The 24,737-nt window shown below is 50.1% G+C and carries 24 protein-coding genes and 1 other RNA gene; 15 read left to right on the forward strand and 10 right to left on the reverse strand.

Features of this window, described 5'->3' with window-relative positions; all coding sequences use genetic code 11:
* Nucleotides 1–131: 131 nt before the first annotated feature.
* The 4 genes from V3O24_RS05870 to V3O24_RS05885 all read right to left on the reverse strand — a co-directional run bounded on the left by V3O24_RS05870 (nucleotide 132) and on the right by V3O24_RS05885 (nucleotide 3,439).
* The gene (locus V3O24_RS05870) at nucleotides 132–755 is read right to left on the reverse strand and encodes a hypothetical protein (protein ID WP_331306582.1); all 624 of its coding nucleotides are present in this window, start codon (nucleotides 753–755) and stop codon (nucleotides 132–134) included.
* 329 nt (nucleotides 756–1,084) lie between these two features.
* Entirely contained in the window at nucleotides 1,085–1,450 is a 366-nt protein-coding gene (locus V3O24_RS05875) for a DUF86 domain-containing protein (protein ID WP_331306583.1), read from the reverse strand.
* Nucleotides 1,447–1,737, reverse strand: coding sequence for a nucleotidyltransferase family protein (locus V3O24_RS05880; protein ID WP_104423022.1), 291 nt, complete (start codon nucleotides 1,735–1,737; stop codon nucleotides 1,447–1,449). Before V3O24_RS05880 ends, V3O24_RS05875 begins: the two co-directional genes overlap by 4 nt.
* Nucleotides 1,738–1,804: 67 nt before the next feature.
* Nucleotides 1,805–3,439: an alpha-D-glucose phosphate-specific phosphoglucomutase gene (locus V3O24_RS05885; protein WP_331306584.1), complete on the reverse strand. Its 1,635-nt coding sequence runs from the start codon at nucleotides 3,437–3,439 to the stop codon at nucleotides 1,805–1,807.
* A 73-nt stretch (nucleotides 3,440–3,512) separates the two neighbouring features.
* Between V3O24_RS05885 and V3O24_RS05890 the strand changes: the two genes are divergently transcribed.
* The 5 genes from V3O24_RS05890 to lspA all read left to right on the forward strand — a co-directional run bounded on the left by V3O24_RS05890 (nucleotide 3,513) and on the right by lspA (nucleotide 8,861).
* Nucleotides 3,513–4,055, forward strand: coding sequence for a L,D-transpeptidase (locus tag V3O24_RS05890; RefSeq protein WP_104423024.1), 543 nt, complete (start codon nucleotides 3,513–3,515; stop codon nucleotides 4,053–4,055).
* 84 nt (nucleotides 4,056–4,139) lie between these two features.
* On the forward strand, nucleotides 4,140–4,418 hold the full coding sequence (locus V3O24_RS05895) for an Lpp/OprI family alanine-zipper lipoprotein (protein WP_104423025.1): 279 nt from the start codon (nucleotides 4,140–4,142) through the stop codon (nucleotides 4,416–4,418).
* 141 nt (nucleotides 4,419–4,559) lie between these two features.
* Entirely contained in the window at nucleotides 4,560–5,537 is a 978-nt protein-coding gene (ribF, locus tag V3O24_RS05900; protein WP_331306585.1) for a bifunctional riboflavin kinase/FAD synthetase, read from the forward strand.
* Between the two features lie 11 nt (nucleotides 5,538–5,548).
* Nucleotides 5,549–8,380: an isoleucine--tRNA ligase gene (gene ileS, locus V3O24_RS05905; protein WP_331306586.1), complete on the forward strand. Its 2,832-nt coding sequence runs from the start codon at nucleotides 5,549–5,551 to the stop codon at nucleotides 8,378–8,380.
* 7 nt (nucleotides 8,381–8,387) lie between these two features.
* Entirely contained in the window at nucleotides 8,388–8,861 is a 474-nt protein-coding gene (gene lspA, locus V3O24_RS05910; protein WP_331306612.1) for a signal peptidase II, read from the forward strand.
* Nucleotides 8,862–8,993: 132 nt separating this feature from the next.
* On the opposite strand, the gene ampD is transcribed toward lspA, so the two are convergent.
* Complete coding sequence (ampD, locus tag V3O24_RS05915; protein WP_331306587.1) at nucleotides 8,994–9,536, reverse strand: 1,6-anhydro-N-acetylmuramyl-L-alanine amidase AmpD; 543 nt, start codon at nucleotides 9,534–9,536, stop codon at nucleotides 8,994–8,996.
* A gap of 433 nt (nucleotides 9,537–9,969) precedes the next feature.
* Here ampD and nadC point away from each other — a divergent pair, with 433 nt between their 5' ends.
* Nucleotides 9,970–10,800, forward strand: a complete 831-nt coding sequence (gene nadC / locus V3O24_RS05920; RefSeq protein ID WP_331306588.1) for a carboxylating nicotinate-nucleotide diphosphorylase — start codon at nucleotides 9,970–9,972, stop codon at nucleotides 10,798–10,800.
* Between the two features lies 1 nt (nucleotide 10,801).
* Nucleotides 10,802–11,278 (forward strand): flavin reductase family protein, encoded by a 477-nt coding sequence (locus tag V3O24_RS05925; protein ID WP_331306589.1) that lies wholly within the window; start codon nucleotides 10,802–10,804, stop codon nucleotides 11,276–11,278.
* 202 nt (nucleotides 11,279–11,480) lie between these two features.
* Here the strand turns inward: V3O24_RS05925 and V3O24_RS05930 are convergent, their stop codons facing one another.
* Genes V3O24_RS05930 through V3O24_RS05950 form a run of 5 tightly spaced genes read right to left on the reverse strand, consistent with a single transcriptional unit; the run spans nucleotide 11,481 to nucleotide 16,389 of the window.
* Nucleotides 11,481–12,878 (reverse strand): FAD-linked oxidase C-terminal domain-containing protein, encoded by a 1,398-nt coding sequence (locus tag V3O24_RS05930; protein WP_331306590.1) that lies wholly within the window; start codon nucleotides 12,876–12,878, stop codon nucleotides 11,481–11,483.
* Complete coding sequence (locus tag V3O24_RS05935; protein WP_104423032.1) at nucleotides 12,871–13,443, reverse strand: BON domain-containing protein; 573 nt, start codon at nucleotides 13,441–13,443, stop codon at nucleotides 12,871–12,873. The genes V3O24_RS05930 and V3O24_RS05935 overlap by 8 nt, the downstream gene beginning before the upstream one ends.
* Nucleotides 13,444–13,494: 51 nt before the next feature.
* The gene (locus tag V3O24_RS05940) at nucleotides 13,495–14,082 is read right to left on the reverse strand and encodes an SIS domain-containing protein (protein WP_104423033.1); all 588 of its coding nucleotides are present in this window, start codon (nucleotides 14,080–14,082) and stop codon (nucleotides 13,495–13,497) included.
* A 53-nt stretch (nucleotides 14,083–14,135) separates the two neighbouring features.
* The gene (locus tag V3O24_RS05945) at nucleotides 14,136–14,507 is read right to left on the reverse strand and encodes a YraN family protein (protein WP_104423034.1); all 372 of its coding nucleotides are present in this window, start codon (nucleotides 14,505–14,507) and stop codon (nucleotides 14,136–14,138) included.
* On the reverse strand, nucleotides 14,494–16,389 hold the full coding sequence (locus tag V3O24_RS05950; protein WP_104423035.1) for a penicillin-binding protein activator: 1,896 nt from the start codon (nucleotides 16,387–16,389) through the stop codon (nucleotides 14,494–14,496). Before V3O24_RS05950 ends, V3O24_RS05945 begins: the two co-directional genes overlap by 14 nt.
* Nucleotides 16,390–16,423: 34 nt before the next feature.
* On the opposite strand from V3O24_RS05950, the gene rsmI reads away from it, so the two are divergent.
* From rsmI to murF, 8 genes are all read left to right on the forward strand, one after another.
* Nucleotides 16,424–17,284, forward strand: coding sequence for a 16S rRNA (cytidine(1402)-2'-O)-methyltransferase (rsmI, locus tag V3O24_RS05955; protein ID WP_104423036.1), 861 nt, complete (start codon nucleotides 16,424–16,426; stop codon nucleotides 17,282–17,284).
* Nucleotides 17,285–17,625: 341 nt separating this feature from the next.
* An RNA gene (gene rnpB, locus V3O24_RS05960) (RNase P RNA component class A) lies at nucleotides 17,626–17,975 on the forward strand.
* Between the two features lie 366 nt (nucleotides 17,976–18,341).
* Nucleotides 18,342–18,809, forward strand: coding sequence for a division/cell wall cluster transcriptional repressor MraZ (gene mraZ, locus V3O24_RS05965; protein ID WP_104423037.1), 468 nt, complete (start codon nucleotides 18,342–18,344; stop codon nucleotides 18,807–18,809).
* 16 nt (nucleotides 18,810–18,825) lie between these two features.
* On the forward strand, nucleotides 18,826–19,752 hold the full coding sequence (gene rsmH, locus V3O24_RS05970) for a 16S rRNA (cytosine(1402)-N(4))-methyltransferase RsmH (RefSeq protein ID WP_104423038.1): 927 nt from the start codon (nucleotides 18,826–18,828) through the stop codon (nucleotides 19,750–19,752).
* 24 nt (nucleotides 19,753–19,776) lie between these two features.
* Nucleotides 19,777–20,025 carry a cell division protein FtsL gene (gene ftsL, locus V3O24_RS05975; protein WP_104423264.1) on the forward strand — a complete coding sequence of 83 codons (249 nt, stop codon included), beginning with the start codon at nucleotides 19,777–19,779 and terminating at the stop codon, nucleotides 20,023–20,025.
* Nucleotides 20,026–20,160: 135 nt separating this feature from the next.
* Nucleotides 20,161–21,804, forward strand: coding sequence for a penicillin-binding transpeptidase domain-containing protein (locus V3O24_RS05980; RefSeq protein WP_258076575.1), 1,644 nt, complete (start codon nucleotides 20,161–20,163; stop codon nucleotides 21,802–21,804).
* A 33-nt stretch (nucleotides 21,805–21,837) separates the two neighbouring features.
* On the forward strand, nucleotides 21,838–23,328 hold the full coding sequence (locus V3O24_RS05985) for a UDP-N-acetylmuramoyl-L-alanyl-D-glutamate--2,6-diaminopimelate ligase (RefSeq protein WP_331306591.1): 1,491 nt from the start codon (nucleotides 21,838–21,840) through the stop codon (nucleotides 23,326–23,328).
* Entirely contained in the window at nucleotides 23,325–24,737 is a 1,413-nt protein-coding gene (gene murF / locus V3O24_RS05990) for a UDP-N-acetylmuramoyl-tripeptide--D-alanyl-D-alanine ligase (RefSeq protein WP_331306592.1), read from the forward strand. Before V3O24_RS05985 ends, murF begins: the two co-directional genes overlap by 4 nt.

Genomic DNA, 24,737 nt, shown 5'->3' on the forward strand with positions numbered 1-24,737 from the left:
ATCGAGTTGTTGCAGCAGATCGGTGCCGAATAAATTGGTCTGATGACCTGTACTGGAAGTAATCAACATTTTTCACCCTTTCGACCGGAAAACAGGGGCATATTTTAGCATTTCCGGTCGAAAAGATGGGCTTAAAAATAGATATTAATTAAATATTTCAATTGGATAGAGGGTTTTTCAGGGGTGACTAAATACTCCCATTGATAAAACCTAAGCAGGTGCTTTTTACCAATTGGAGTCTCATACAAATTTATATGATATAAAAGCTGATCTAAATCTATTTCAATTCTTATTATTATATTGGTTGTGTCTGAGTATATATCTTTCTGATATGTTGCTATTAACTCATCTAAATGTTTTATAGAAGCTGCATTATCAGGCGTCCAATTGTTTGCAAAATCAAAAAGTTTTAAGCCTTGTATTAAGGGGGCTTTTTTATAGTTATGGTCAATTCGAGCAACAAGTTTTTCGATAATACGGTACACCTCGGAACGCTTGGACTCTTCTTGAAGATGTTTGATTTGTTGTGTCTGAATATTAATTGTCCATAATAATCCTGCAAAGGCAAGTAAACTAAAAAACGGACTAAGTACTCCACCTACATAGCTTCCAAAGTTTGCCCAGTCAGCAGAATTTTTACTGAACCCAGTTTTAATGTTTCCATCATAAGCATAAACATGACGCCAAAACATCCATAAGGTGATACCGATTCCTAAGGCCGCTAACCATAGCATCCATTTATTATTTCCAAGCATCCGTAGCATTAATTTTTTGAGCCGTGATAGGCTAGCTCTTTTGTTATTCTAAGCAGTAACTTGTTGATCTTCTATGTTTGTCATTGGATTAAGAAAATATAAAGGTAGTGAATGAATTAAGTGACCACATCAGGCTCAGTCCTGTAGGGTACGCTGTGCGTACCTTTATTAAAATTTCGTGGTAATGAAAAGGTACGCACAGCGTACCCTACGCTACTTGGTCTGTTTTTAAGCTCGGTAAGGTCGAGGCAACTTCTTTTCGTTGCCCAATATTTTGAGTTTTGTAGGTTACGCACCCGCATTACTCAGGCTTATCAGTGCCGTGGACATTAATTTCTTTCATTATCGGCATTTTTAAGAATATCGGGCAATCTTTCCAGCAGTTGCGGCAATGCCGTCTGCACCGTATCCCAAACTACTTCAAGGTTAATTTCGAAATAGCCATGCGCGATGCGGTTACGCATGCCCTTCATGCTTCGCCAAGGTATGTCGGGATGCAGATCGAGAAATTGCTCGTAGTCTTTGATCAGTTTGGTGGCGGCTTCGCCAATGATGACGAGATTTAAAATCACCGCTTGTTGAGTCCGCTTATCGGCAAGGAAGTCATTCTTATCCAGCCCTTCTGTATACTCGCATGCCTGCTGTGCGGCTTCGAGCATATGCTCTAAATAGTCGGGAAGACGGTTTTCATTCATATCAAGCGGGCTTCGGCAAGCACCTGATCGCGGAACTTCGGCGGCAGATCGCCGGGCGTCCGCAAATCGACCGTAACGCCAAGCAGTTCTTCCAGTTCAATTTGCAGGCCGCCAAGGTCGAATAAGGTGGTGCCGGGTAATGCATCCACCAGCAAATCAAGGTCGCTGCCGTCTCGGTCGTCTCCATGCAGGACAGAACCAAACACGCGAGGGTTTGCCGTGTGGAAGCGGTTCGCCGCCTCGCGCACTGCATTTCGTTTCAAGTCAAGCGCAATGGAGGGTCTCATAGGTTAAACATATCAGCCTAGACACAAGCACGCAAACAATTTACGGTTATGTTACAAAACACTGCCGTCAAGTCACCACGTCCGGCTCAGTTCTGCCGGTACGTTTTTTAACTTCACAAAACTGCTCGGCAAGACCGATCAACTCCGCCAAGGCCACTTGGGCGTCCTGATCATGTTTGGTCGCATCCGGCTCAAAGCGCTCCAGGTAGATTCTCAAGGTTGCGCCGACGGTTCCGGTTCCCGATAGTCGGAAAATAATGCGTGAGCCGTTGGTAAAACCGATGCGTATGCCTTGGTTGCGGCTGACGCTGCCGTCTACCGAGTCCTCATAACTGAATTCGTCGGCGTATTTGACCGTGTATTCGCCGAATGTTTGCCCCGGCAATGCAGGTAGCTGGCTGCGCAGGTGATCGACAATGCCATTGGCACTATCCATGTCCACGGCTTCATAGTCGTGCCTGCAATAAATATCCCTGCCGAATTTTTGCCAGTGCTCATGCACGATGTCGGCAACGGACTGGCGTTTTCTGGCGATTAAGTTCAGCCAGAACAGCACGGCCCATAAGCCGTCTTTTTCGCGGACATGATCCGAGCCGGTGCCGAAGCTTTCTTCGCCGCACAGGGTGATTTTGCCGGCGTCCAGCAGGTTACCGAAAAATTTCCAGCCGGTCGGGGTTTCGTAGCAGGGGATGTTGTAGCTGGCGGCGACGCGGTCAACCGCTTGGCTGGTAGGCATGGAACGGGCCACGCCGCGCAAGCCTTGGGCATAAGCCGGGATTAAATGCGCGTTGGCCGCCATAATCGCCAGGCTGTCGCTGGGTGTTACGAAAATATTGCTGCCGGTAATCATGTTACGGTCGCCGTCGCCGTCGGATGCGGCGCCGAAAACAGGCGCAGCCGGGCTGAACATGCGTTCGGCAAGTTCCTGGGCGTGCGCCAAATTGGGATCGGGATGATGGCCGCCGAAATCTTCCAGCGGTTCGGCATTAATGACTGAGTCCGGCGTCGCGCCGAGCATGTCGACCAGTATTCTTTTTGCATAAGGGCCGGTAATAGCATGCATTGCGTCGAAAAGCAGCGTGATATAGCCTGAGCCGATGCTTTGTTTAAGCAAATTGAAGTCGAAAATGGATTGCATCAGTTCGGCGTAATCAGCCACCGGATCGATGACGGTGATGCTCAGGTCGTCTATTTGGCAGGTGCCGATGCGATCCAGGTCTATATCGTCGACATGGGCTGTTTTATAGCTGTCTAAGCTTAAGCTGCGCTGATAAAAAGCGTTGGTGTCTTTTTCCGGGGCAGGGCCGCCGTTGCCGACATTGTATTTAATGCCGAAATCTTCGTCAGGGCCGCCGGGATTGTGGCTGGCGGAAAGAATCAGGCCGCCGAATGCGTTATATTTTCTGATGATATGCGATGCCGCCGGGGTAGACAGCAGCCCGCCTTGACCTATAATAAGTTTACCGAAACCGTTGGCTGCGGCTATCTTGATGATGATTTGTATGGCCGGTCTGTTAAAATACCGCCCGTCTCCGCCCAATACCAGCGTCTTTCCGGTAAAATCATGCAAAGAATCGAAAATTGACTGGACAAAATTTTCCAGGTAACCGGGTTGCTGAAATACTCTAACTTTTTTTCTGAGCCCCGACGTCCCTGGGTTTTGGTCGTTGTATGGATGCGTGGTGATGGTTTCTATTTGCATGTTGGATCCTTAATTCGACAATTAACCTGGTGGACTAAAGTACACCAAAATTCTTATCTAGTGTAGATCAATTATGTTGCGAATTTATTTATTGCTGTGTTGTGGATTTTTTTCTGTTGCTGCGGTTGCGGACGATGATGTCTGGCTTTTAGTGGATACGAAAGCCCTCACTATCGATGTAAAAAAAGGTGAGCAGACGCTTGAAACCATAAATGGTATCGCCATTGGCCGAGGAGGCGCCGGATTTAAACGTCATCAGGGTGATAACGTCACGCCTTTCGGCAGTTACCGGATAGGCTGGGTTGGTGAAAAAAGCAATTTCAGGAAGTTTTTCGGCTTGACTTATCCGTCCGCAGAAGATGCTCAAAAGGCCTTGGAGCAGGGGGTCATTAATCGGGGGGCTTATAACAGTATTGTGACGGCTCATCGGTTCCATCAAGTGCCGCCGCAAAATACGCCTTTAGGTGGGCGAATCGGCATTCACGGCTTGGGGCGAGCGGACGAAAAAATTCATAAATCAATGAATTGGACGCATGGTTGTATTGCGTTGACTAACGGCCAGATTGATCATTTGAGTCAATGGCTGGACAAAGGAATGCTGGTAAAAATAAAATAAAACTGGAAAATAATTTAAAAACAGTGCAGAATTAAATTTGGTAAGGTTTTTTTTGTAGTAATAACTTTAGAAAAGGAAAATAAGATGAAAAAAGTAATGAAATTGTCAATGGTTGCTCTGGTTGCTAGCTTGGTTGTTGGTTGCGCAAGCACTTCAGACGTTGAAAACTTACAATCACAAATTGATGGATTGAAAACTTCTGTTGCACAAGCATCTGCTGATGCAGCTAGCGCAAAAAGCGCTGCTGATTCTGCTTCTGCTCAAGCTGCTTCTGCTGAAGCTGCTGCTAACCGTGCAGCTCAGTATGCTCAAGACACAAACAGCAAACTGGACAGCATGTTCAAAAAATCAATGATGAAATAAATCATCGCTGATTTGAAAAATAAAAAGCCCGGTGGGATTCCACCGGGCTTTTTTTTTGAGCGGACGATTCAGTTGTGATGAATTGAGTCCAAGCACTGTTTACCCGTGGTAGAATAAAACCTTTTTTAATTCATCACATTCATGCGTCTGATTAGAGGATTATCTCGTTTAGCGCCGTTGGAAAACGGCTGTGTACTGACGATTGGAAATTTTGACGGCCTGCATTTGGGGCATAGGGCCGTGATAAAAAAACTGGCCGAACGAGGCGAGGCATTGGGTTTGCCTGTCGTTGTTATGACCTTTGAACCGCAGCCGCTGGAGTATTTTCTCGGAGAGAACGCACCGTCACGGTTGATGCGCTTGCGGGAGAAAGTGATCCGGTTTTCTAAATTGCCCGTTGATGATTTATTGATATTACGATTTAATCAACAATTTGCCGATTGCGATGCCGAGCAGTTTATTGAGGATGTTTTAGTAAAAAGATTGAATATAAAGCATCTGGTGGTCGGGGATGATTTTCACTTCGGCAAGGCCAGGCGCGGGAATTTCGCGATGCTCAAGGATAAGGGCAAGCTATTCGGTTTTGATGTCGAAGATACCGGCTCTTATCAAGTAACCGGGCTTCGAGTCAGCAGTACCCTGATCAGGGACGCGTTGGGCGAGGGTAATTTGGCTTTGGCTGAAAAATTGCTCGGTTGCTGTTATTCTGTTTGCGGACGCGTGGAGCATGGCGACAAACGCGGACGAACCATCGGCTATCCCACCGCCAATATACAAATGTTTAGAAAAAACACCCCCGTTAACGGCGTGTTTGCCGTGACCATGACCGGTATTGATGGACGCGAGTTTGACGGTGTTGCGAATGTAGGCACCCGGCCCACGGTTGATGGCGGTTCAAAGGTAATATTGGAAGCGCATTTATTCGATTTTAATAGAGAAATTTACGGACGTTATGTGGAAGTGCATTTCAAGCAAAAGATTAGGGATGAAATGCGCTTTCAGTCACTGGATGAGCTTAAAGCCCAAATTGTAAAAGATGCGGCTGAAGCTAAGGCTGCGCTTTGCTCCCCGCACGCTTGCAGCATACACACCATCCCTGGTGATACAGATTTTTGCTGAGATTAATTGTTATGACGATGGATTATAAAAAAACACTGAATTTACCCAACACCGCGTTCCCTATGAAAGGCAATCTGGCTCAGCGCGAGCCGGAACAGTTGAAAAAATGGAACCAAGCCGACCTGTATAACAAAATCAGGCAGGAATTTGCAGGACGCCCCAAGTTTATCCTGCATGACGGTCCTCCTTATGCTAATGGCGAAATTCATATCGGCCATGCGGTCAACAAGGTGTTGAAAGACATCATCGTTAAATCGAAATCGTTAAGCGGTTTCGATGCGCCTTATGTGCCGGGCTGGGATTGTCACGGCTTGCCGATTGAGTTGCAGGTAGAGAAAAAAATCGGCAAAGCCGGCGTTAAAGTCTCCCCTGCGGTTTTCCGCAAAGCCTGTCGCGAATATGCCGGCAAGCAGGTCAACATACAAAAAGAGGCTTTTATCCGGTTGGGTATTTTAGGCGATTGGGAGCATCCGTACTTAACGATGGATTTCGCCTTTGAAGCCGACATCGTGCGCTCGTTGGGCAGAATCAGCCAAAACGGCCACATAACAAAAGGCGCCAAGCCCGTGCATTGGTGTACCGATTGCGGTTCGGCGCTGGCTGAAGCGGAAGTCGAGTACGAAGACAAACATTCGCCTGCGGTCGATGTGCGTTTCCAGGTCGTCGATGAAGCCGGATTTTTGAGCCGGTGTCATCATGCGCCTGAGCATGACGGTTCCGGGCCGTTATCGGTCGTCATCTGGACCACCACGCCGTGGACGTTGCCGGCAAACCAGGGCGTTGCGTTAAATCCCGAGCTGGAATATTCAGTCGTGCAATGCGAAAAAGACGGCAACAAAGAGCGTCTAGTCGTTGCAGAAGCATTGCTAAAGGACGCGATGCTGCGTTATGACATCGAAAATTACCATGTGATTGCTTACTGCAAAGGCTCCGAGCTGGAGCATCAATTATTGCAACATCCTTTTTACGACCGGCAAGTCCCGATCATTCTGGGCGATCATGTCACCACCGAGGCCGGTACCGGAGCGGTGCATACAGCGCCTGGGCACGGCCAGGACGATTATGTGGTCGGCTTGAAATACGGCTTGCCGGTCGATAACCCGGTCGGCAACGACGGCGTTTTTCTGCCGAACACGGAAATCTTTGCCGGTGAACATGTGTTCAACGCCAATGCCCATGTGTTGGAAGTGCTGGAGCAAAAAGGCAAGCTGCTGCATCATGTCGCGATACTGCACAGCTATCCGCATTGCTGGCGGCATAAAACCCCGATTATTTTTAGAGCCACGCCGCAGTGGTTCATCTCGATGGATAAAAACAAGCTGCGTGAGCAGGCGCTGAGCGAAGTCAAACGCGTCGCCTGGATTCCCGAATGGGGCCAGGCGCGCATTGAAAGCATGATGGAAGGCAGACCGGACTGGTGCGTTTCCCGTCAGCGCACCTGGGGCGTGCCGATCGCGTTTTTCGTCCATAAGGAAACCGGCGAATTGCATCCGCGCACGGCCGAATTGGTCGAGCAGGTGGCGCAGCGCATCGAACAGCAAGGTATAGAAGCCTGGTTCGAACTGGGAGCGGCCGAATTGCTGGGCGATGAAGCCGAGCATTACGAAAAAATGACCGATACCCTGGATGTCTGGTTCGACTCCGGCGTGACCCATGCCTGCGTGTTGGACAAGCGAGAACAACTGCATTTTCCGGCCGATTTGTATCTGGAAGGCTCCGATCAGCATCGCGGTTGGTTCCAGTCGTCATTGCTGGCTTCGGTCGCGATGAAAGAGGTTGCGCCCTACAAGGCCGTATTGACGCACGGGTTTACCGTCGATGCCGACGGTAAGAAAATGTCCAAATCCAAGGGCAACGTGGTCGCGCCGCAATCGGTCATGAAGAACCTGGGCGCGGATGTGTTGCGTTTATGGGTCGCAGCGACCGATTATCGCGGCGAGATGAGCGTGTCGGATGAAATCCTTAACCGCACCTCGGACGGCTACAGACGCCTTAGAAATACCGCGCGTTTTTTGTTGTCCAACCTGAACGATTTCGATCCGGCGCAACATGCGGTTGCGGATAAAGATCTGCTGGCGTTGGATCGTTGGGTGGTGGACAGGGCGTACACCTTGCAGGAGGAAGTCAAAGCCGCTTACGAAACCTACCAGTTCCAGCATATCTATCAGAAAGTCCACCATTTTTGCGTGATCGATCTCGGCGGGTTTTATCTGGACATCATCAAGGACCGTCAATACACCGCAAAAGCCGACGGTTTGGCGCGGCGCTCGGCGCAAACAGCCATGTATCATGTGCTTGAAGCGCTGACGCGTTGGCTGGCGCCGATCATCAGCTATACCGCCGATGAAATCTGGCAATACCTGCCGGGCGAGCGTAGCGGGTCGGTGTTTTTGGAAACTTGGTATCAAGGCTTGACCAAGCTGGATGACGATTCAGTTTTGAACCGCGAGTTTTGGCAAAAAATCATGACCGTCCGGGCCGCTGTCGGCAAGGAGCTGGAAAAAAGCAGGGCCAAAGGCGATATCGGTTCCTCGCTGAATGCGGAAATCGAACTGTACTGCAATGCCGAGTTTTTCGATGCCTTAAGCCGCTTGTCGGACGAACTGCGTTTTATCTTCATTACATCCAATGCCTCGGTCATGGCTGAGCAGAATGCCCCTGAAGACGCTATTCAGACTGAAATTGACGGCGTTAAATTAAAAGTCGTCGTTTCCGAACATGAAAAATGCGTGCGCTGCTGGCATCAACGGCCTGATGTGGGCAAAACAGCGGAACACCCCGAACTGTGCGGCCGTTGCGTGGAAAACGTAGCGGGCGATGGCGAGCATCGGCAATATGCGTGATAAGGTTATGTTGAAATGGCTGTGGCTGTCACTGCTGGCGGTTATTCTGGATCAGGCCAGCAAGCTTGCCGTAGCGGGTTCGATGCAGCTTTTTGAATCCATCGAGATCATGCCGTTTTTTAGGTTGACCTATGTGCATAATACCGGCGCGGCCTTCAGTTTTCTCAGCGAAGCGGGCGGTTGGCAGCGTTGGTTCTTTGCCGGATTGGCTGTGGCGATCAGTGCGGTTATCGCGGTTTGGCTGGCCCGTTTGAAAAAACATGAGACCTTGCTCGCGGTGGCTTTGGCGCTGGTTCTGGGCGGCGCTGTCGGCAATTTGATCGACCGGCTGGCTTACGGCTATGTGATCGACTTTTTGGATGTTTATTACGAGTCCTGGCACTGGCCTGCATTCAATATCGCCGACTCTGCGATTACCTTGGGCGTGATGTTAATGCTGGCGGAGTCATTCGGCTTGGGACATTCGAAAGAATCGGTTTAATAAGCTTAAAGAATTAACACCACGAAGACATGAAAAAATAAACTTCGTGTCTCGGCAATTGCTCCTGCTTTGCTCTACCTCCTGCATCCATGCAGTCGTTCGTGGTGCATAAAAAGTCGTCTATGGGTAAGGCTATTTCAACAGCCCTAAAAGCCTTTGCCAGTCAAAAGATGCGCCCGGATCGGTTTTTCGTCCGGGCGCAATGTCGCTATGTCCCGCAAGGCGCTGTGCCGATAGTTTGGGATAAGCTTCAAGCAAGGCGCGGATCACCTTGGCGAGCTGCGTATATTGCTGGTCGGTATAGGCGGCAAATTCGGTGCCTTCCAGCTCGATACCGATAGAAAAATCATTGCACCGTTCCCGGCCTTCATATTCGGACTTCCCCGCATGCCAGGCGCGTTTGTCGAACGGCACATACTGAACACAACTCCCATCGCGCTTAATCAGTAAATGTGCGGACACTTCGAGCTGATAAATCTCTTTAAAATAGGGATGGTCGTCAGGATTAAGCTGATTGCAAAACAGCCGGTCTATATAATCGTTGCCGAACTCGCCGGGCGGAAGACTGATGCAGTGAATAACCAGCAATGAAATATCCGCAGGATCAGGCCGGTCATCAAAGTTGGGTGACGGGGTTCGGGGAATGCCGGCTAGCCAGTGTCGGTCTATTTTCATGGGGTAAGCAAGGGAGTATAAAACGGAAAGAAAACAGCGCCTATTATTAGCCGAAACCCCACTCGGGGACTAGGCTATGACTCATTTATTTTTAAACGAAACCGGATATATTGCTGTGGACGAGCTGATTGTCAGCGTGGTGCATCCGGCAATGCAAGAAAGCAGGTATTAAAACTTTTGCCGGGCTTGATTGCAGAATTAAGAAAGGGCTTGAAACAGATTGCCTGCGATAAACCGGCGCAGCCGCGTTTTTTTAAGGATCTTGCTGTACGGTACATTATCCTAATCGACAAAAAGGAAAAAACGGCGTGAAAATAACTGCTTAGATTCAAGCGAGCCAATTGGCGGAAGAACTGCGGCGAGGACAAGCCGCTATTGTTAAGATTAACGAGAAAACGCTCACCGAGCGAGGGCTCTCAGAATTGATGGGCTTATGACGGAACACATAAAAATGATAGAAATAAAATCTTTCCTCGAAGAAGACATCGGTTCCGGCGATATAACCGCTGCAATCATCCCTGAATCGATGACGGCTGAAGCCGAAGTCGTTACGCGGGAAGACATGGTGCTCTGCGGTCAGGCGTGGTTCGATGCGGTATTTAAATCGCTGGATGCAAACGTCAATATCAACTGGCTGGCTGCTGAAGGCGAGGCGGTCGGTAAAAACACGTTGCTATGCAAACTCGACGGCCCGGCCAGAGCTTTGCTGAGCGGCGAACGCACCGCGCTCAATTTGTTGCAAACCTTGTCGGCGACGGCAACGGTCGCCAGGCAATACGCTGATGCGGTTTCCGGCACGGGTTGCAAAGTGTTGGATACCCGAAAAACCATTCCTGGCCTTAGAAATGCGCAAAAATATGCGGTAGCCTGCGGCGGTTGTTATAACCATCGGATCGGCTTATACGACGGGGTGTTGATCAAGGAAAACCACATCATAGCGGCAGGCTCGATAAGTCAGGCAATCCGGGCTGCGCGCGAGCTGACTTCGGTTCCTGTGGAAGTGGAGGTCGAATCGATGCAGGAATTTATCGAGGCCGTCGCCGCAAAGCCCGACCGGATCATGCTGGATAATTTCAGTCTTGAGGATATGGCCGCGGCGGTTAAGTTAAACGCCGGGGCCATAGAGCTTGAGGCTTCCGGCAATATCGGCCTGGACAATATCAGGGTGATTGCCGAAACCGGCGTCGATTATATTTCGATCGGCGCCTTAACCAAGCATGTCCGGGCGGTCGATTTGTCGATGCGCATCAAGCTGGTGCATTAATATGATTGAAAATGCTGAATCATTGGTCAAACGGATCAGTCACGGCGTTTATGTGATCGGTGTCGGCGTTGGCGAGCGCCAAAATGCCTTTACTGCGGCCTGGGTGATGCAGGTGTCTTTCGATCCGTTATTGCTGGCGATCAGCATTAATCCCGAGCATTATTCTTATCAATTGATGCAGGAAAGCGGCGTTTGTACGGTTAATGTCTTGGGGCAGGATCAGTATGCAATCGCGGAGCATTTCGGCCGGTCCGCACCGGACAAGATGGCAGGATTTCAATGGCGGCAAGCCGAAACCGGCGCGCCGGTTTTATCCGAAAGTTTGGCTTATTTTGACTGTCGAGTCAGCCATTATGCCGATGCCGGCGATCATAAAATCGCCGTTTGCAAAGTGGTCGCTGCGGCAACGCTTAATCAGGGGCGGCCATTGTTGTACAGCCAGACCGGCGACATGGACGGCAGCAGCGAACTATATTAATCGCCGGTTAAAAAATAGAACACGGATGACACCGATTAGACGGAACTAAACGGGTTTAATTTGTTGGCTCCCCTGAAGCTGGGCCGATCTGAGGTTAATCCGTTCGTGGTGAGCTTGTCGAACCATGAATGGATTAACCGTCTAAATGGGAAACTATTTTTATCTGTGAATATCGGTTAAATCCGTGTTCCATTAATCCCAGTTACACCAGCGGAAACATTTTATCGGGGTTGAGTATGCCGTTCGGATCGAATTGGCGCTTGATGGCCCGCATCAGTTCCAAAGAATTCGCATCCAGTTCCCGGTCGACAAAATCCCGTTTCTCCAGGCCGACGCCATGCTCGCCGGACAGTGTGCCGTTTAAAGCCAGCACCAACGAAAAGATCTCGTCCAGACAGGCGTGGGCTTTTTTGCCCTGCTCCGGCTCATCGGGATCGAGCAATAAATTGACATGGATGTTGCCGTTGCCCGCGTGGCCGAAGTTGATAATGGGCAGGTCGTATTTTTTTGACAGCTCGCCCAGTCCGGCTATCAGTGCAGGCATTTCGGTAACCGGTACCACCACATCTTCATTGATTTTCTTCGGCGCGACCTTGCGTAACGCCGGGGACAGCGCTTTCCGGGTTTGCCACAGCGCTTTGACTTCGGCGTCGGTTTTAGCCAGACGGATGTCCAAAAGGCCGTCGTTTTTGGCGGCGGCGGCCACTTTTTCGGCCGCCGTATCCAGGCCTTCCAATTGCCCGTCGACTTCGATCATCAGCATCGCCCCTGCATGCTCGGGCAGGTCGGATTCCGAATACTGCCGGATCATGTTGATCGCATTGCCGTCGATAAATTCCAGCGCACAGGGGATGACCGGCTGCGACATGATCGCGGAAACGGCTTTGGCCGCATCGAAAACGGAATTGTAGATGGCCCTGAGCGTCTTGGTGGCTTCCGGCAGCGGCGTCAGTTTTAACGTCGCCTGGGTAATAATCGCCAGTGTGCCTTCCGAGCCGAGTATCAGCCGGGTCAGGTCATAGCCGACCACGCCTTTGCTGGTATGAACGCCGACGCGGATTTCCTTGCCGGCGCCGGTCACGGCGCGCAGCCCCAAGGTGTTTTCCCTGGGGGTGCCGTATTTTACCGCCCTGGGTCCTGCGGAGTTATAGGCCAGATTGCCGCCGACGCTACAGAACGCCGCGCTGGTCGGATCGGGCGGCCAGAAAAAGCCCCGCTCTTTGGCGATGTCCTGCACCTGCTGGTTGGTCATGCCCGGTTCCACGATGATGTAGCGGTTATCGGGGGAAAATTCGACCAGCTTGTTCATCCGTTCCAGCGATACGATCAGCCCGCTTTTAAGCGGCGTGGTCGCGCCGGTGGTGCCGGTGCCGCGGCCTCGGGCGGTCAGAGCAACCTTGAACCGGTTGCAGGCGTTAACGGCGCTGACGACTTGTTCATGCGTGGTGGGGAAAACCACGGCTTGAGGCAAGACATGGCGGCGGCTGTTGTCGTAGCCGTATGTCCAGCAGTCTTCAGGCGCAGTTAAAATATCTTCGGCGGCAAAAGACTCGGCCAGTAAAGAGAGGAAGTCGGCAGGTAAAGGGGCAATATTAGTCAAGGTATTCAAAGACCGTAATGATTTGTTTTACATCGGATTGATGTCTGGCCGCTTCGATGGCCGCGGCGCCTTCATTTCTATGCACCAGTCCCATCAGGTAAACCGTGCGTTTTTCGGTAATGACTTTTACCCAGGATGAATCGAAGCCGGGTATTTGCGTCAACGCAGTTTTTACCCTGCCGGTGATCAGCGCGTCATTGGCGCGGAAATTAAGCGGGCTGGGATTGGCGATAACCAGCTTGTTATGCACTCGTTTTACGTTGGGAATGACGCGAACGTTGTCGATAATCAGATCGCTCCATTCCTCTTTGGGCGCTTCGCCGGTGACCAGTACCGCGCCGTTGTACGAGGTTATATTGAAGTGGCATTTTTCGCGCAAGTTGTAATAGGTATTCAGTTTGGCGCTCGCATTCGCTTCAATAGTCTCGTCGGTCAAAATAGCGTCGCGGGTGCGACGGTCATTTAGCAGTGATAAGCCGGTTATTTCGGCGCCGCCCGCCTTAATCGCCGAACATCCCGAAATAAACAGGGTATGTATTGCCAACAGTAATAAAAGTTTTTTCATGTCTCGGCAATTGCTCTCGGCATTGCTCTACCTCCTGTGTCCATACAGTCGTTAACCGCCAAATAATTGATGGTCGATCAAGTCGCACAGGCAATGGGTAATCAATGTATGTGCTTCCTGAATGTGTGCGCCGGAGTCTGACGGCACGCGGATTTCTATATCGGTTTCATTGAGCAAGGGCGCTATCATGCCGCCATTATTGCCGGTCAGGGCGACGATGCTGATGTCTTTATCGTGGGCCGTGGTGACCGCTTTGGCGATGTTCGCCGAATTATTGCCGTCGGTGTAAACGACCAATATATCGCCGCTTTGTCCCAAGGCTCTGAGCTGTTTGGCGAAAACATCGTCGAAATGATAGTCGTTGGCTATCGCGGTGATGGTGGTTGCGTCGGTGGTCAACGCGATGGCGGGCAACGATGGCCGATCGCGTTCGTATTGGTTAAGCATCGCCGATGACAGCAATTGGGCGACGGTCGCCGAACGGCCATTGCCGCAAGTGATTATTTTCTTATCATTCAGCAAGGTTGCGACTAACCGTTGCGAGGCAAACTCGATCAGTTCGCCGAGTCCGGTCAGTGTATCTTGCTGGATTTGGATGCTATCTGAAAAATGATTAATTATGCGATTTTGTAGGCTCATAGCAAAAGATTATAAAGGCTATCAACTTAGCCCGCGACACTTTTCAAATTCAGTTATGCCGGAAATGCATTTTGTATCCAGTTGATGCCGCCATTGCCGGAAATGGCGACTACATCAAAACGGATAGGGCGGTCGGTTTTTTGGGTGGAAAGGTAAACATGCGTTGCTGCGATGATGCGGGATTGTTTGGCGGGAGTGATGCTTTCGGCTGCGCTGCCGTATTTGTCGGTTTTGCGGAAGCGGACTTCGATGATAACCAGCGTTTGTTTATCGGTCATGATTAAATCGAGCTCGCCCTGTTTGCAGCGGAAATTCCGGTTAACCGGTTTGAGTCCCTGATTAATCAAGAAGTTGTGGGCTTGTTCCTCGGCGCTTTCACCGCGAATCAGATGTGCGGCTTTGGTCTTGAGCTTAGTAAGCAGCATGGTCGGTCAAGTTTTCCGGGTGAGGCTTTTGCGCTTTATTTGCTGCCGGTTCGGCATGAGTGGGAAAACCGCTTATTTCAGGCCGACCGTCCACAAATCTGGCGCATACCAGTGCGCGCTTGATGCGTTGGTCGGCGGTCAGTGACAGGTTGCCGGTTGCGCCGGGATAGGGATTGCCGTTCAGGTTATTCACGCGTGTGGTCAGGTTGTATGCATCAATACCCATCGCAATCAGGCGTAAATACGTGCTGGGAAATTGCTTCCAGGTTTCTTTTAGCGCATCCATGCCGAGTTCTCCGGGGTAGGCTTTATTGAATAACCAGGGGATGTCGCAAAAAGTTATTTTATTAAGGTCGGTATCCAGCGATGCGTTGGCCTGTCCCGTGTAAACGGTGGGCATCGCATAAACCGGGAGGTCGCCGGCCTGATAAAACTGTAGCTGGGGATTGATGGAACGAGCCTCAGCGCTATAGGCGCTTAATAATATAGCGTCGGCGTCCTGCCGTTTTCTCGGCGTGTATTTTACGGAGGGTATCAACGTAAGGATTTTACGGTAACGCTGTTCGCTTTCATCCAGGTTGAGCAGTTTTTGAATCGGTGCTGAAAAGTCGGTTTCTTTCGGGTTAAAGCTCTGGGTTTCCAGGATGGTTCCGCCCTGAGCCTGCCAGTCTTCCGTTAAATAATTGGCGATACGTTTCCCCTGTGCGTTTTCAGGGGCCAGCAGCAGTGCTTTCCGGTGTCCGTCCTCCCAGGCTTTACGGGTGATTTGGTCGGTGTCGTCCAACGGGCTTAGGCTAAATTGGTAGAGCTGGTTTTTTTGCAGATCGGGAATATGATTTAATGCCAGCACGGGTATGGTCAATGCAACGGTATCGGCAAGGCTTTGAAGCTGCTCTTTAGCCAGCGGACCGATGACTAACTGGGCGCCTTCCGCGACAGCTTGATGATATAAGGCTTGCGGTGTCGATTGTTCGGTGTCGTAAAAGCGGATGGCGGGTTGTTTTGACTGGCTGTTCGCCCGGTCGTAGGCGGCCATAAAGCCGGTGCGGATGGCTTCGGCGGCTTTGACAAAGGCGCCTGATTCGGGCAACAACAGTGCGATTATTTGGGTTTGTGAGTACGCATTTTCGGCTGCGTTTTGGGGGCGATCCAAGAAACTTAAGTCGGCTGGGTGTGCGGGAAAGTTTGCGCGCCATTGGCTTATTTGGCTATTAAAATCGGGTTGGTTTATATATTTCAAAATATTGGCTAAAGACATCCAGCCGGCCAAAGTATCTGTTCGGCTGGTTTGCAAGGCGGTGTCAGGCAGCAGACGCAATGCTTCAAGGATGGCGGCCTGGTTTTTTTCGCGTTCCGCAGGGGATGTTATTAACGGGTGCAGTTCAATTCTGGATTTGGCGCCTTCAAGCAGATTGTCTGTTAACGAGTAGGCAAAGGCCTGTGATTGAAAGTATTTGATTTGGTTGTCAGGGCTGAGCTGTTGCGGTTGAATCAGCGCCAGACTCTCAATGGCCTGTTCAGCCTCGCCAAAGCTGAGCAGGATCTGGGCATAAAGAAGACTGAGTTGAGCGCGCTGTTCGGGCGGCAGATCGGCGGGATTGATCGTATCGGCAGCCTGCTTTGCGTTATATCCGTCGCCGGACTGGATTAAGGATTCGACATTCTGCAGACGTTGCTGATTCTGTTCTATCAGCGTTGGGGTTGCCGGATACTGGTATAATTCAGTCATTTTTCCCGGCTGATCGTTTGTTATCAGAGGCTGCGTCACCAGCGCTTCCTGCTCAGGCAAGGCGCTGCTTGCAGGCGTGGGCGCGCAACCGGAAAAGAACAATAGGCCGGGAAGCAGCGCGCATAATAATGGCGGCGTATAGTTGGGTCGCATCTTTAAATGAAGGCTTTTCAAGTGAGTGTATCGAATGTCAAGTGAATGCGGCAAATTATACGTTGTTGCTACGCCGATAGGTAATTTAGCAGATATTAGTTTCAGGGCGGTTGAAATATTAAAACAGGTCGACTTGATTGCAGCCGAAGATACCCGGCATGTAAAAATGCTGCTGCAGCACTACGGGATTAGCAATAAGCTGATTTCGCTGCATCAGCATAATGAAGACAAGGCTTCGTCCGGGTTGTTGGAAAAGTTGCGCGAGGGCTTATCGATTGCGTTGGTTTCTGATGCGGGAACACCGCTGTTGAGCGACCCCGGCATGCCGCTGGTAAAAATGGTCAAGGAGGCAGGCGTTGATGTTGTGCCGGTACCGGGTGCTTGTGCGTTGATTGCGGCATTGTCCGCTTCGGGATTGCCGGTTACTCGATTTACATTTGAAGGCTTTTCGCCGCGAACGTCGTCGGCGCGAAAAGCATTTTTTAGCGAGCGATTAATGTGTCCGACAACCTGGGTGTTTTATGAGTCCAGTCACCGGATTCTGGCGTCATTACAGGATATGGCCGAAGTTTTGCCGCCGGATCGGCAGGTCGTTATCGCCAGAGAGCTGACCAAGTTGCACGAAACCATCGTGAAAACCAGTTTGGGTGAAGCGCTTAAGTTGGTTGAGCAAGATGCCAACATGAGAAAAGGGGAGTTTGTGGTGATTGTCGATGGTGCAATTGTCGACAAAAAGGAGCAAATCATTACGCCCGAGCAGGAAAAAATACTGCGTGTGTTATTGGGCGAATGCTCTATCAAGACCGCAGTTGCAATGGCAGTGGAAATTACCGGTGTCAGGAAGAAGCTGTTGTATCAAGCCGCGTTGGAGCTGGATAAAGTGAAAGAGGCTTAATGTGGCCGGCAGCGCATTTGGTTTTCAATTTAGGACGGCTTAAGGTTAAGTCTTCGTGCTCCCCTCCTTAATTGGAAAGCCTGTATAGTAGTGTTTACGCAATTTGAGTAAATATTATCATGCTGAGGTTCGCCGATATAAGTCATTATGGCGCAGCCTTATGATGTGGCTATGGTCAGCCTCCGCTATTTGCAAATCCGCGTTGAATATGGAGTATGCTGCAAAGGCGCTTAGTTTTTCCGTTAATGCGATACGGGGCGTTTTCTGGTCTGGTTTTTGCTTATGAAAAAGTCGGCTTACATAGCGTTTTGATGTGGATGTGTGATACACTGAGCATTGAAAGAGTCGGCTGAGCAGTCGCTGTTTTATCGCAAGATAAGACGGAGGAAAGTCCGGGCTCCATTGGGCAGGGTGCCAGGTAACGCCTGGGAGGCGTGAGCCTACGGAAAGTGCCGCAGAAAATATACCGCCTGTCACTTGTGACCGGTAAGGGTGAAAAGGTGCGGTAAGAGCGCACCGCGCAACTGGTAACAGGAGTGGCATGGTAAACCCCACCCGGAGCAAGATCAAATAGAGGAACAGACGCGTGGCCCGCGCGGTTCCTGGGTAGATTGCTTGAGCTGCAGGGTGACTTGCAGCCTAGATGAATGACTGTTCTCGACAGAACCCGGCTTACAGGCCGACTCTTTCTTCTTTATTTCCGGGTATGTTCCGCCCGGTTCCGCGCGCTGTAAAAAGCGTAAAAACTGTCCAGTAATTATTGCGGCAGTATCTTTGATTCAGTTCTCACTTTCTGCAAACAAAGCTGAAACTTTTCGGTGAGTTTGTACTTAAAGTGCTTTGTTACCAAAATCACATATTTTACTGATAAAAAATGAAAAATGACTGTCCATTTTTCGTATGGATATATCCCATTCTGATTGTGTCCTAAGTCATTGTCGAAAAAGAAAGAATCTAAATGAAATCATCCTTGACTAGGGGTTATTTGAAAACTATAGTGGTCATAAGTGGAGAAAAGTGGGAAAAAAGGGTTTTTTGGGGGAATCTGGGGTGAGTTTTGTTTCGGGGCATTAGTTCAATCAATTTAGACGGCAAAGGACGTCTTGCAATTCCTACCCGTTATCGGGAGGAATTGCAGGATTGCTGTGAATGCCAGATGGTTGTGACGGTTGCTGTCGATGAACGCTGTGTCGGAGAGAAGGGTTGTTTGTGGTTGTACCCGATGCCGGAGTGGGAAAAGCTTGAGCAAACGATTAGCAAATTGCCTACCTTAAATAAAATGGCCGGCAAGTTGAGGCGGTTTGTGATCGGCAATGCATCCGAATGTGAAATGGACGGTCAGGGCCGTTTGTTATTGCCGGAAAAGTTGAGAACATTTGCAAATATAGACAAGAAGATTGTCCTGGTTGGTCAGCTCAATAAATTTGAACTCTGGAATGAAGAAGCCTGGGGGGCAAAGGAAAGCGAATGGCTGGATGGCGGCGATAATGAAGGATTGGAAGATTTAGGCTCTTTGTCTTTTTAATGCGGGAGAACTGTTAGTGGAACATTTGCCCGTTATGTTTGCAGAAGCTTTGCAACAGTTGGCTATTAAAGAAGATGGGGTTTATCTGGATTGTACCTTTGGTCGCGGAGGGCATAGTCAGGGTATTTTGAGCCTGCTGGGGCCATCCGGGCGATTGTTGGCTTTTGACAGGGACTTGGAGGCGATTAACTCCGATTATGCGCAAGCCATGCTTGAAGATAAGCGTTTTAAGCTTATACACACGCATTTTTCTGAGTTGGAAAATATAGTCATAAGTGAAGGTTTGGCAGGAAAAATCGACGGTATTTTGATGGACTTGGGCGTTTCGTCGCCTCAGCTGGACAATCCCGAAAGAGGTTTTAGCTTTTTGCGCGATGGGCCGTTGGATATGCGGATGGATGGCAATGCGGGCATTACGGCGGAACAGTGGTTGACCGGCGTTGACGAAAAGGAATTGGTTAAGGTTTTGTTCGAATATGGGGAAGAGCGGTTTGCTCGGCGCATAGCTCACGCCATTGTTGAAAAAAGAGCCGAATCGCCCCTTACAACAACCAGGGAATTGGCAAAGCTTATTGAAGACGCAGTGCCGGTAAAAGAGAAACATAAGCACCCGGCAACCCGTAGTTTTCAGGCGATCCGTATCGAAATTAATAGTGAGTTGGACGAATTGAAAGCTGTTTTACAGCAGTCTGTGCGGCTTCTGAAACCGGGCGGGCGTTTAGTGGTTATTTCTTTCCATTCATTGGAAGACCGGATCGTCAAACGTTTTATCAGGTCTGAGTCAGGGGCCAAATATAATCCGGGTAAATTACCGATTAAAGAAATGGATATAACCAAGGGTATCTTGAAAAAAGCGGGTAAAGCCCTAAAAGCCGGGCCGCAGGAGATTGTCCAGAATCCAAGGGCGCGAAGCGCAATCATGCGGGTAGCTGAGAGAGTTTAAGTGGCGGCAATTCGCTATATAGGTGTGGGTACCCTGATATTGGTGTTGTTGATATCAGCTTTGGCCGTAATTTACAGCAAATACCATTCACGATTAATTTTTATTGAGATCCAAAAGCAGGAAAGAGAGTTGGATCAATATGAAGTCGAATGGGGGCAGCTGCAATTGGAGCTGACAACCTTGGCGGAACAGAATCGGGTGGAACAAGTGGCGCGGGAGCAATTGAAGCTGGTTATGCCGTTACGGGAAAAAATCGTTTATATAAAACCGTAAATGATACATTTTCAAGGCAAAAATAAGGCAAGTAAGCCGTTTGGTGATTTTTCGGGCCGGCCGCACCGATTCGTTGCCGATAGCGACACTTCCGCCATCTATAGCGGTCGGAGGAAAGTCGTAGTCGTTTTTATAATGACTTGTATGGCGGCGCTGGTGGGTAGGGCTTTTGATTTACAAGTACTGAATAATCAGTTTCTTAAAGAGCAGGGCGATATGCGCCATGTCAGCGATGTGTCGGTTTCAGCATACAGGGGCATGATAAAAGACAGGAATGGCGCCCCGTTGGCGATCAGTACGCCTGTCGAGTCGATCTGGATGAATCCGCAACAGATTGAACCGGGGAAAGAAAGCGAAATCAGACAAATGGAAATGTTGTTAAATTTGCCTAAGGGAAAGATTGATGAGCTGATTAAAGGCGATGCGCACAGACAATTTGCGTATATCGCTCGCCAGATTAATCCGGTGGTTGCGGATCAAGTGAAGGCATTGAAGCTTGCGGGCATTTATTTCGAGCGGGAATTCAAGCGTTTTTATCCGGCAGGAGAAGTTTCCTCGCACTTGATCGGTTTTACCGACATTGACGATGTGGGTCAGGCGGGACTTGAATTCGGATACGAAAAATCATTAAAAGGGATTCCGGGCAGCAAGCGGGTTATCAGGGACGGACAGCGACGGATTATCGAAGACGTAGAAAATATCAAGGAACCGGTTGCGGGCAGGAATCTGGATTTAAGCATTGATCAGCGTATCCAGTATCTGGCGTACCGGGAATTGCAGTTGGCGGTCAATCAGCACAAGGCAAAATCGGCGGCGCTGGTGGTGCTGGATGCAAAGAGCGGGGAAATTCTGGCGGCGGTTAATCAGCCGTCATTTAACCCGAACACCCGAAAAGGTTTAAAGGAAAGTCTGTACAGAAATAGGGCGATAACCGATGTATTTGAGCCGGGGTCAACGGTCAAGCCGTTTGTTGTCGCAGCCGCGTTGGACGGAAGGTATGTCAAGCCGGATGAGGTTTTTGAAACCCACGGATTTTTACAGGTCGGAAATCATCTGGTTAAGGATGTGCATAATTACGGAACTCTGGATTTGACCGGAGTGCTGAAGAAGTCCAGCAATGTTGCGGTAAGCCAGATGGCATTGAGAATGCCGCCGGAATATTTTTGGGGAATTTACCATAAGTTGGGGCTCGGTGTGGCCGCAGGCTCAGGTTTTCCGGGGGAAGCCAACGGCAGTTTGCTTGATTATCAAAGCTGGCACGAGTTTGACAGGGCGACTTTGTCATTTGGTTACGGTGTGAGCACCTCGGCATTGCAGCTGGCCAGAGCCTATACGGCCCTGGCCGATGACGGCATTTTGCATTCGGTCAGTTTGTTAAGGCGGGATGAGGATGTTGATCAGCAACGGGTGTTTTCGGCCAAGACCGCCAAAAGGGTCAGGGCCATGATGGAAACTGTACTTATGAAGGACGGCACCGCTTACGAGGGCAGAGTCGATGGCTACAGCGCCGCCGGTAAGACCGGGACGGTAAAGAAAGCCGGTGCGGGCGGATATGTCGAGAAAAGTTATTTTTCTGTTTTTGCAGGCATGGCGCCGGCAAAAAATCCGAGACTGATTACCGTAGTCATGATTGATGAGCCTTCAGCGGGGCAATACTACGGAGGGATAGTCTCAGCGCCGGTGTTTTCCAAGGTAATGGCGGGGGCCTTGAGGGTGTTGGAGGTTGCTCCCGATCAACAGGACAATATGCCCATTTTGTTGACACGGCAAGGTTCATAACATGATCACTACATAGACATAGGAGGGCGGGGTATGCAGGAGCTGAAAGATTTATTAAATGGACTGACCTCGCTTTCAGATCAGGGCGATATTTCGATTACCGGTTTGGCTTTGGATAGTCGGAATGTGCGTGGCGGCGATGTATTCGTTGCTTTAGCGGGCGCCAAACAGCATGGCTTGGCGCATGTTGAACAGGCTGTTAATAATGGGGCCTGTGCGGTCATTTTTGATCCGGCCGGCAACGGTCATCAGCTGGCAGAGGCCTTACGGTGCAATGCATCTGCTCTTGTGCCGATGATTGCAGTGGAAAACCTGGGCTTAAAGTTGGGCGAATTGGCCGCGCGTTTTTATGGAGACCCATCCCGGTTTATGACGGTTATCGGCATTACCGGTACTAACGGAAAAACCTCTTGCAGCCAGTTTTTGAGCCAAATGCTGGATGACTGCGGAATCATAGGGACGCTAGGCTGGGGCGAATGGGGCAAGCTTAACAAGACGCTGAATACCACGCCCGATGCCCTGGCAATCCAGAAAATACTGGCGGAATTATTAAAGGATAAAAAGCGAGTCGTGGCGATGGAAGTGTCCTCGCACGGTCTGGAGCAAGGCCGGGTCAACGGGGTAAGGTTCAAAGGCGCGGTATTTACCAATATCAGTCGAGATCATCTGGATTATCACGGCACCATGGAAGCTTATGTGCAGGCCAAGCTGGCGCTATTAAAAAAGCCGGGCTTAGCTTTTGCGGTGGTGAATTTGGATGATATGTACAGCGGGCAGATTATCGCCGCCGTGCCTGAGTCGGTGCAGTTATGGCATTTTAGTGCCAACGGAAAAACAGCGGATTCAGGCGAATGCGTCAATGTGGAAAATATACTGCATAAAACCGATGGTATCGAATTTGATCTGCGCTGGCGGGATCAGCTTCAGCGGGTCAAGGTGCCGCTTTATGGCGACTTTAATGTAGAGAACGTTCTGGCCGTATTGACCGTCATGCTGGCGATGGGTGTTTCGTTGCATGATGCGGCTGAAAAACTTACCGGTATAAAGCCGGTTGATGGCCGGATGGAACGTTTCGGTGCAGAGACTGATCCATTGATTTTTGTCGATTATGCTCATACTCCCGATGCCTTGGACAAGGTTTTATCCAGTTTGCGCAAGCATTGCAAACAGGATTTATGGGTGGTTTTCGGTTGCGGCGGAAACAGGGATGCAGGTAAACGGTCGCAAATGGGAAAAATTGCTGAACAATGGGCGGATCATGTGGTGATTACCGATGACAACCCGCGTTACGAAAACGGGCTGGATATAGTTAACGCTATTCTGGCCGGTTGCAGTACGGCTAAGGCTGAAGTTATTCAAAACAGAGAACAGGCGATACAAAAAGTGGTGGCGAGTGCGGCTAAAAATGATTGCATCGTGATTGCGGGCAAAGGCCACGAGCAATATCAGGAAAGCAACGGCGTGTGCGTACCTTTCAGCGACAGGCAAGTCGTGATCGAGGCATTGAACAGGCGAAACAGATGAATATGACGCTGAGTGAGATTGCGGCCTGCGTGCAGGGCAAGTTGGTCGGGGAAGATGTTGTGATCTCCTCGGTCAGTATCGATACAAGAGCGATAAAGCCGGGACAGCTTTATGTGGCGATTAAAGGCCATAACTTCGACGGCAATGAGTTTGTAGCGCAGGCCGAACAAGCCGGAGCCGTGGCGGCGATCGTGCATCAGGGCGTTGCGGCGACCGCCAGGGATGGTGGAAGTGTCGCAATCAGTACGGAACTGATGCGACCGACGGTGCCGCACATCGTTGTTGATGATACCAGGCTGGCCTTGGCCGAATTGGCCGGAGCCTGGCGGAAAAAAGCGGCAGTGTCCGTCGTCGGTATTACCGGCAGTAACGGCAAAACCACCGTCAAGGAAATGGTGGCTGCAATATTAAGTGTCAATGGGAAGACGCTGTTTACCCAAGGCAATCTGAATAATGACATCGGCGTGCCTTTAACCTTGTTGCGTTTGGACGAACAACACCGGTATGCGGTTGTCGAGATGGGGGCAAACCATCCGGGCGAAATCGAATATACCAGTCAATATGCACAGGCTGACGTTGTGATCATTACCAATGTGGGGGCCGCGCATATAGAGGGATTCGGCAGTGTCGCCGGCGTCGCTAAAGCGAAAGGAGAAATAATCCAGACGCTTAAGCAGGACGGTGTTGCGGTTCTTAACCGCGATGACGCCTACTTCGATTATTGGCAATCAGTGGCCGGAACAAGAAAAGTTGTGTCGTTTGGTCTGGATGACCGGGCCGGGGTGACGGCGCATTCGGTTAAAACGGAAATTGTTGATCATGCGTTTGCTACGACTTTTGAATTAGTGAGCGCAGCCGGGGCGTTGACGGTAAAACTAAAGCTGGCGGGTCGGCATAATGTCGTCAACGCATTGGCGGCAACCGCGGCTTGTCTGGCGCTGGGTATCGACCTGCAACAAATTAAACAGGGGCTGGAAAGCGTAAAACCGGTAACCGGACGATTGCAGCCGCTGGTAAGCCGTTTAGGCAATATCGTCATCGATGATACCTATAACGCCAATTCGGCATCACTGAAAGCGGGACTGGATGTGTTGGCTAACTGTGAAGGGAAGCACTGGCTGATTTTAGGCGCTTTTGGTGAATTGGGACCCGAGAGTCAGAGAATACACGAACAAATAGGTGAGTTAATCAAATCAAGTGGTGTCGTGCGTCTCCTCGCTATAGGTTCTGATGCCCGGAATACGGTGAATGTTTTTGGCAAAGGAGCCACTTTTTTTGATAGCCAAAACGATTTGATTGAAGCGTTAAAGCAAGAGCTCAAAGGGGATGAAGCGATTTTGATCAAAGGGTCAAGGGCGCAACGCATGGAGAATGTAGTGGCCGCATTGGTTGAGAATTTCAGGATATAA

This window comes from Methylobacter sp. Wu8 (genome assembly GCF_036440755.1).
GTDB classification, from domain to species: domain Bacteria; phylum Pseudomonadota; class Gammaproteobacteria; order Methylococcales; family Methylomonadaceae; genus Methylobacter_A; species Methylobacter_A tundripaludum_A.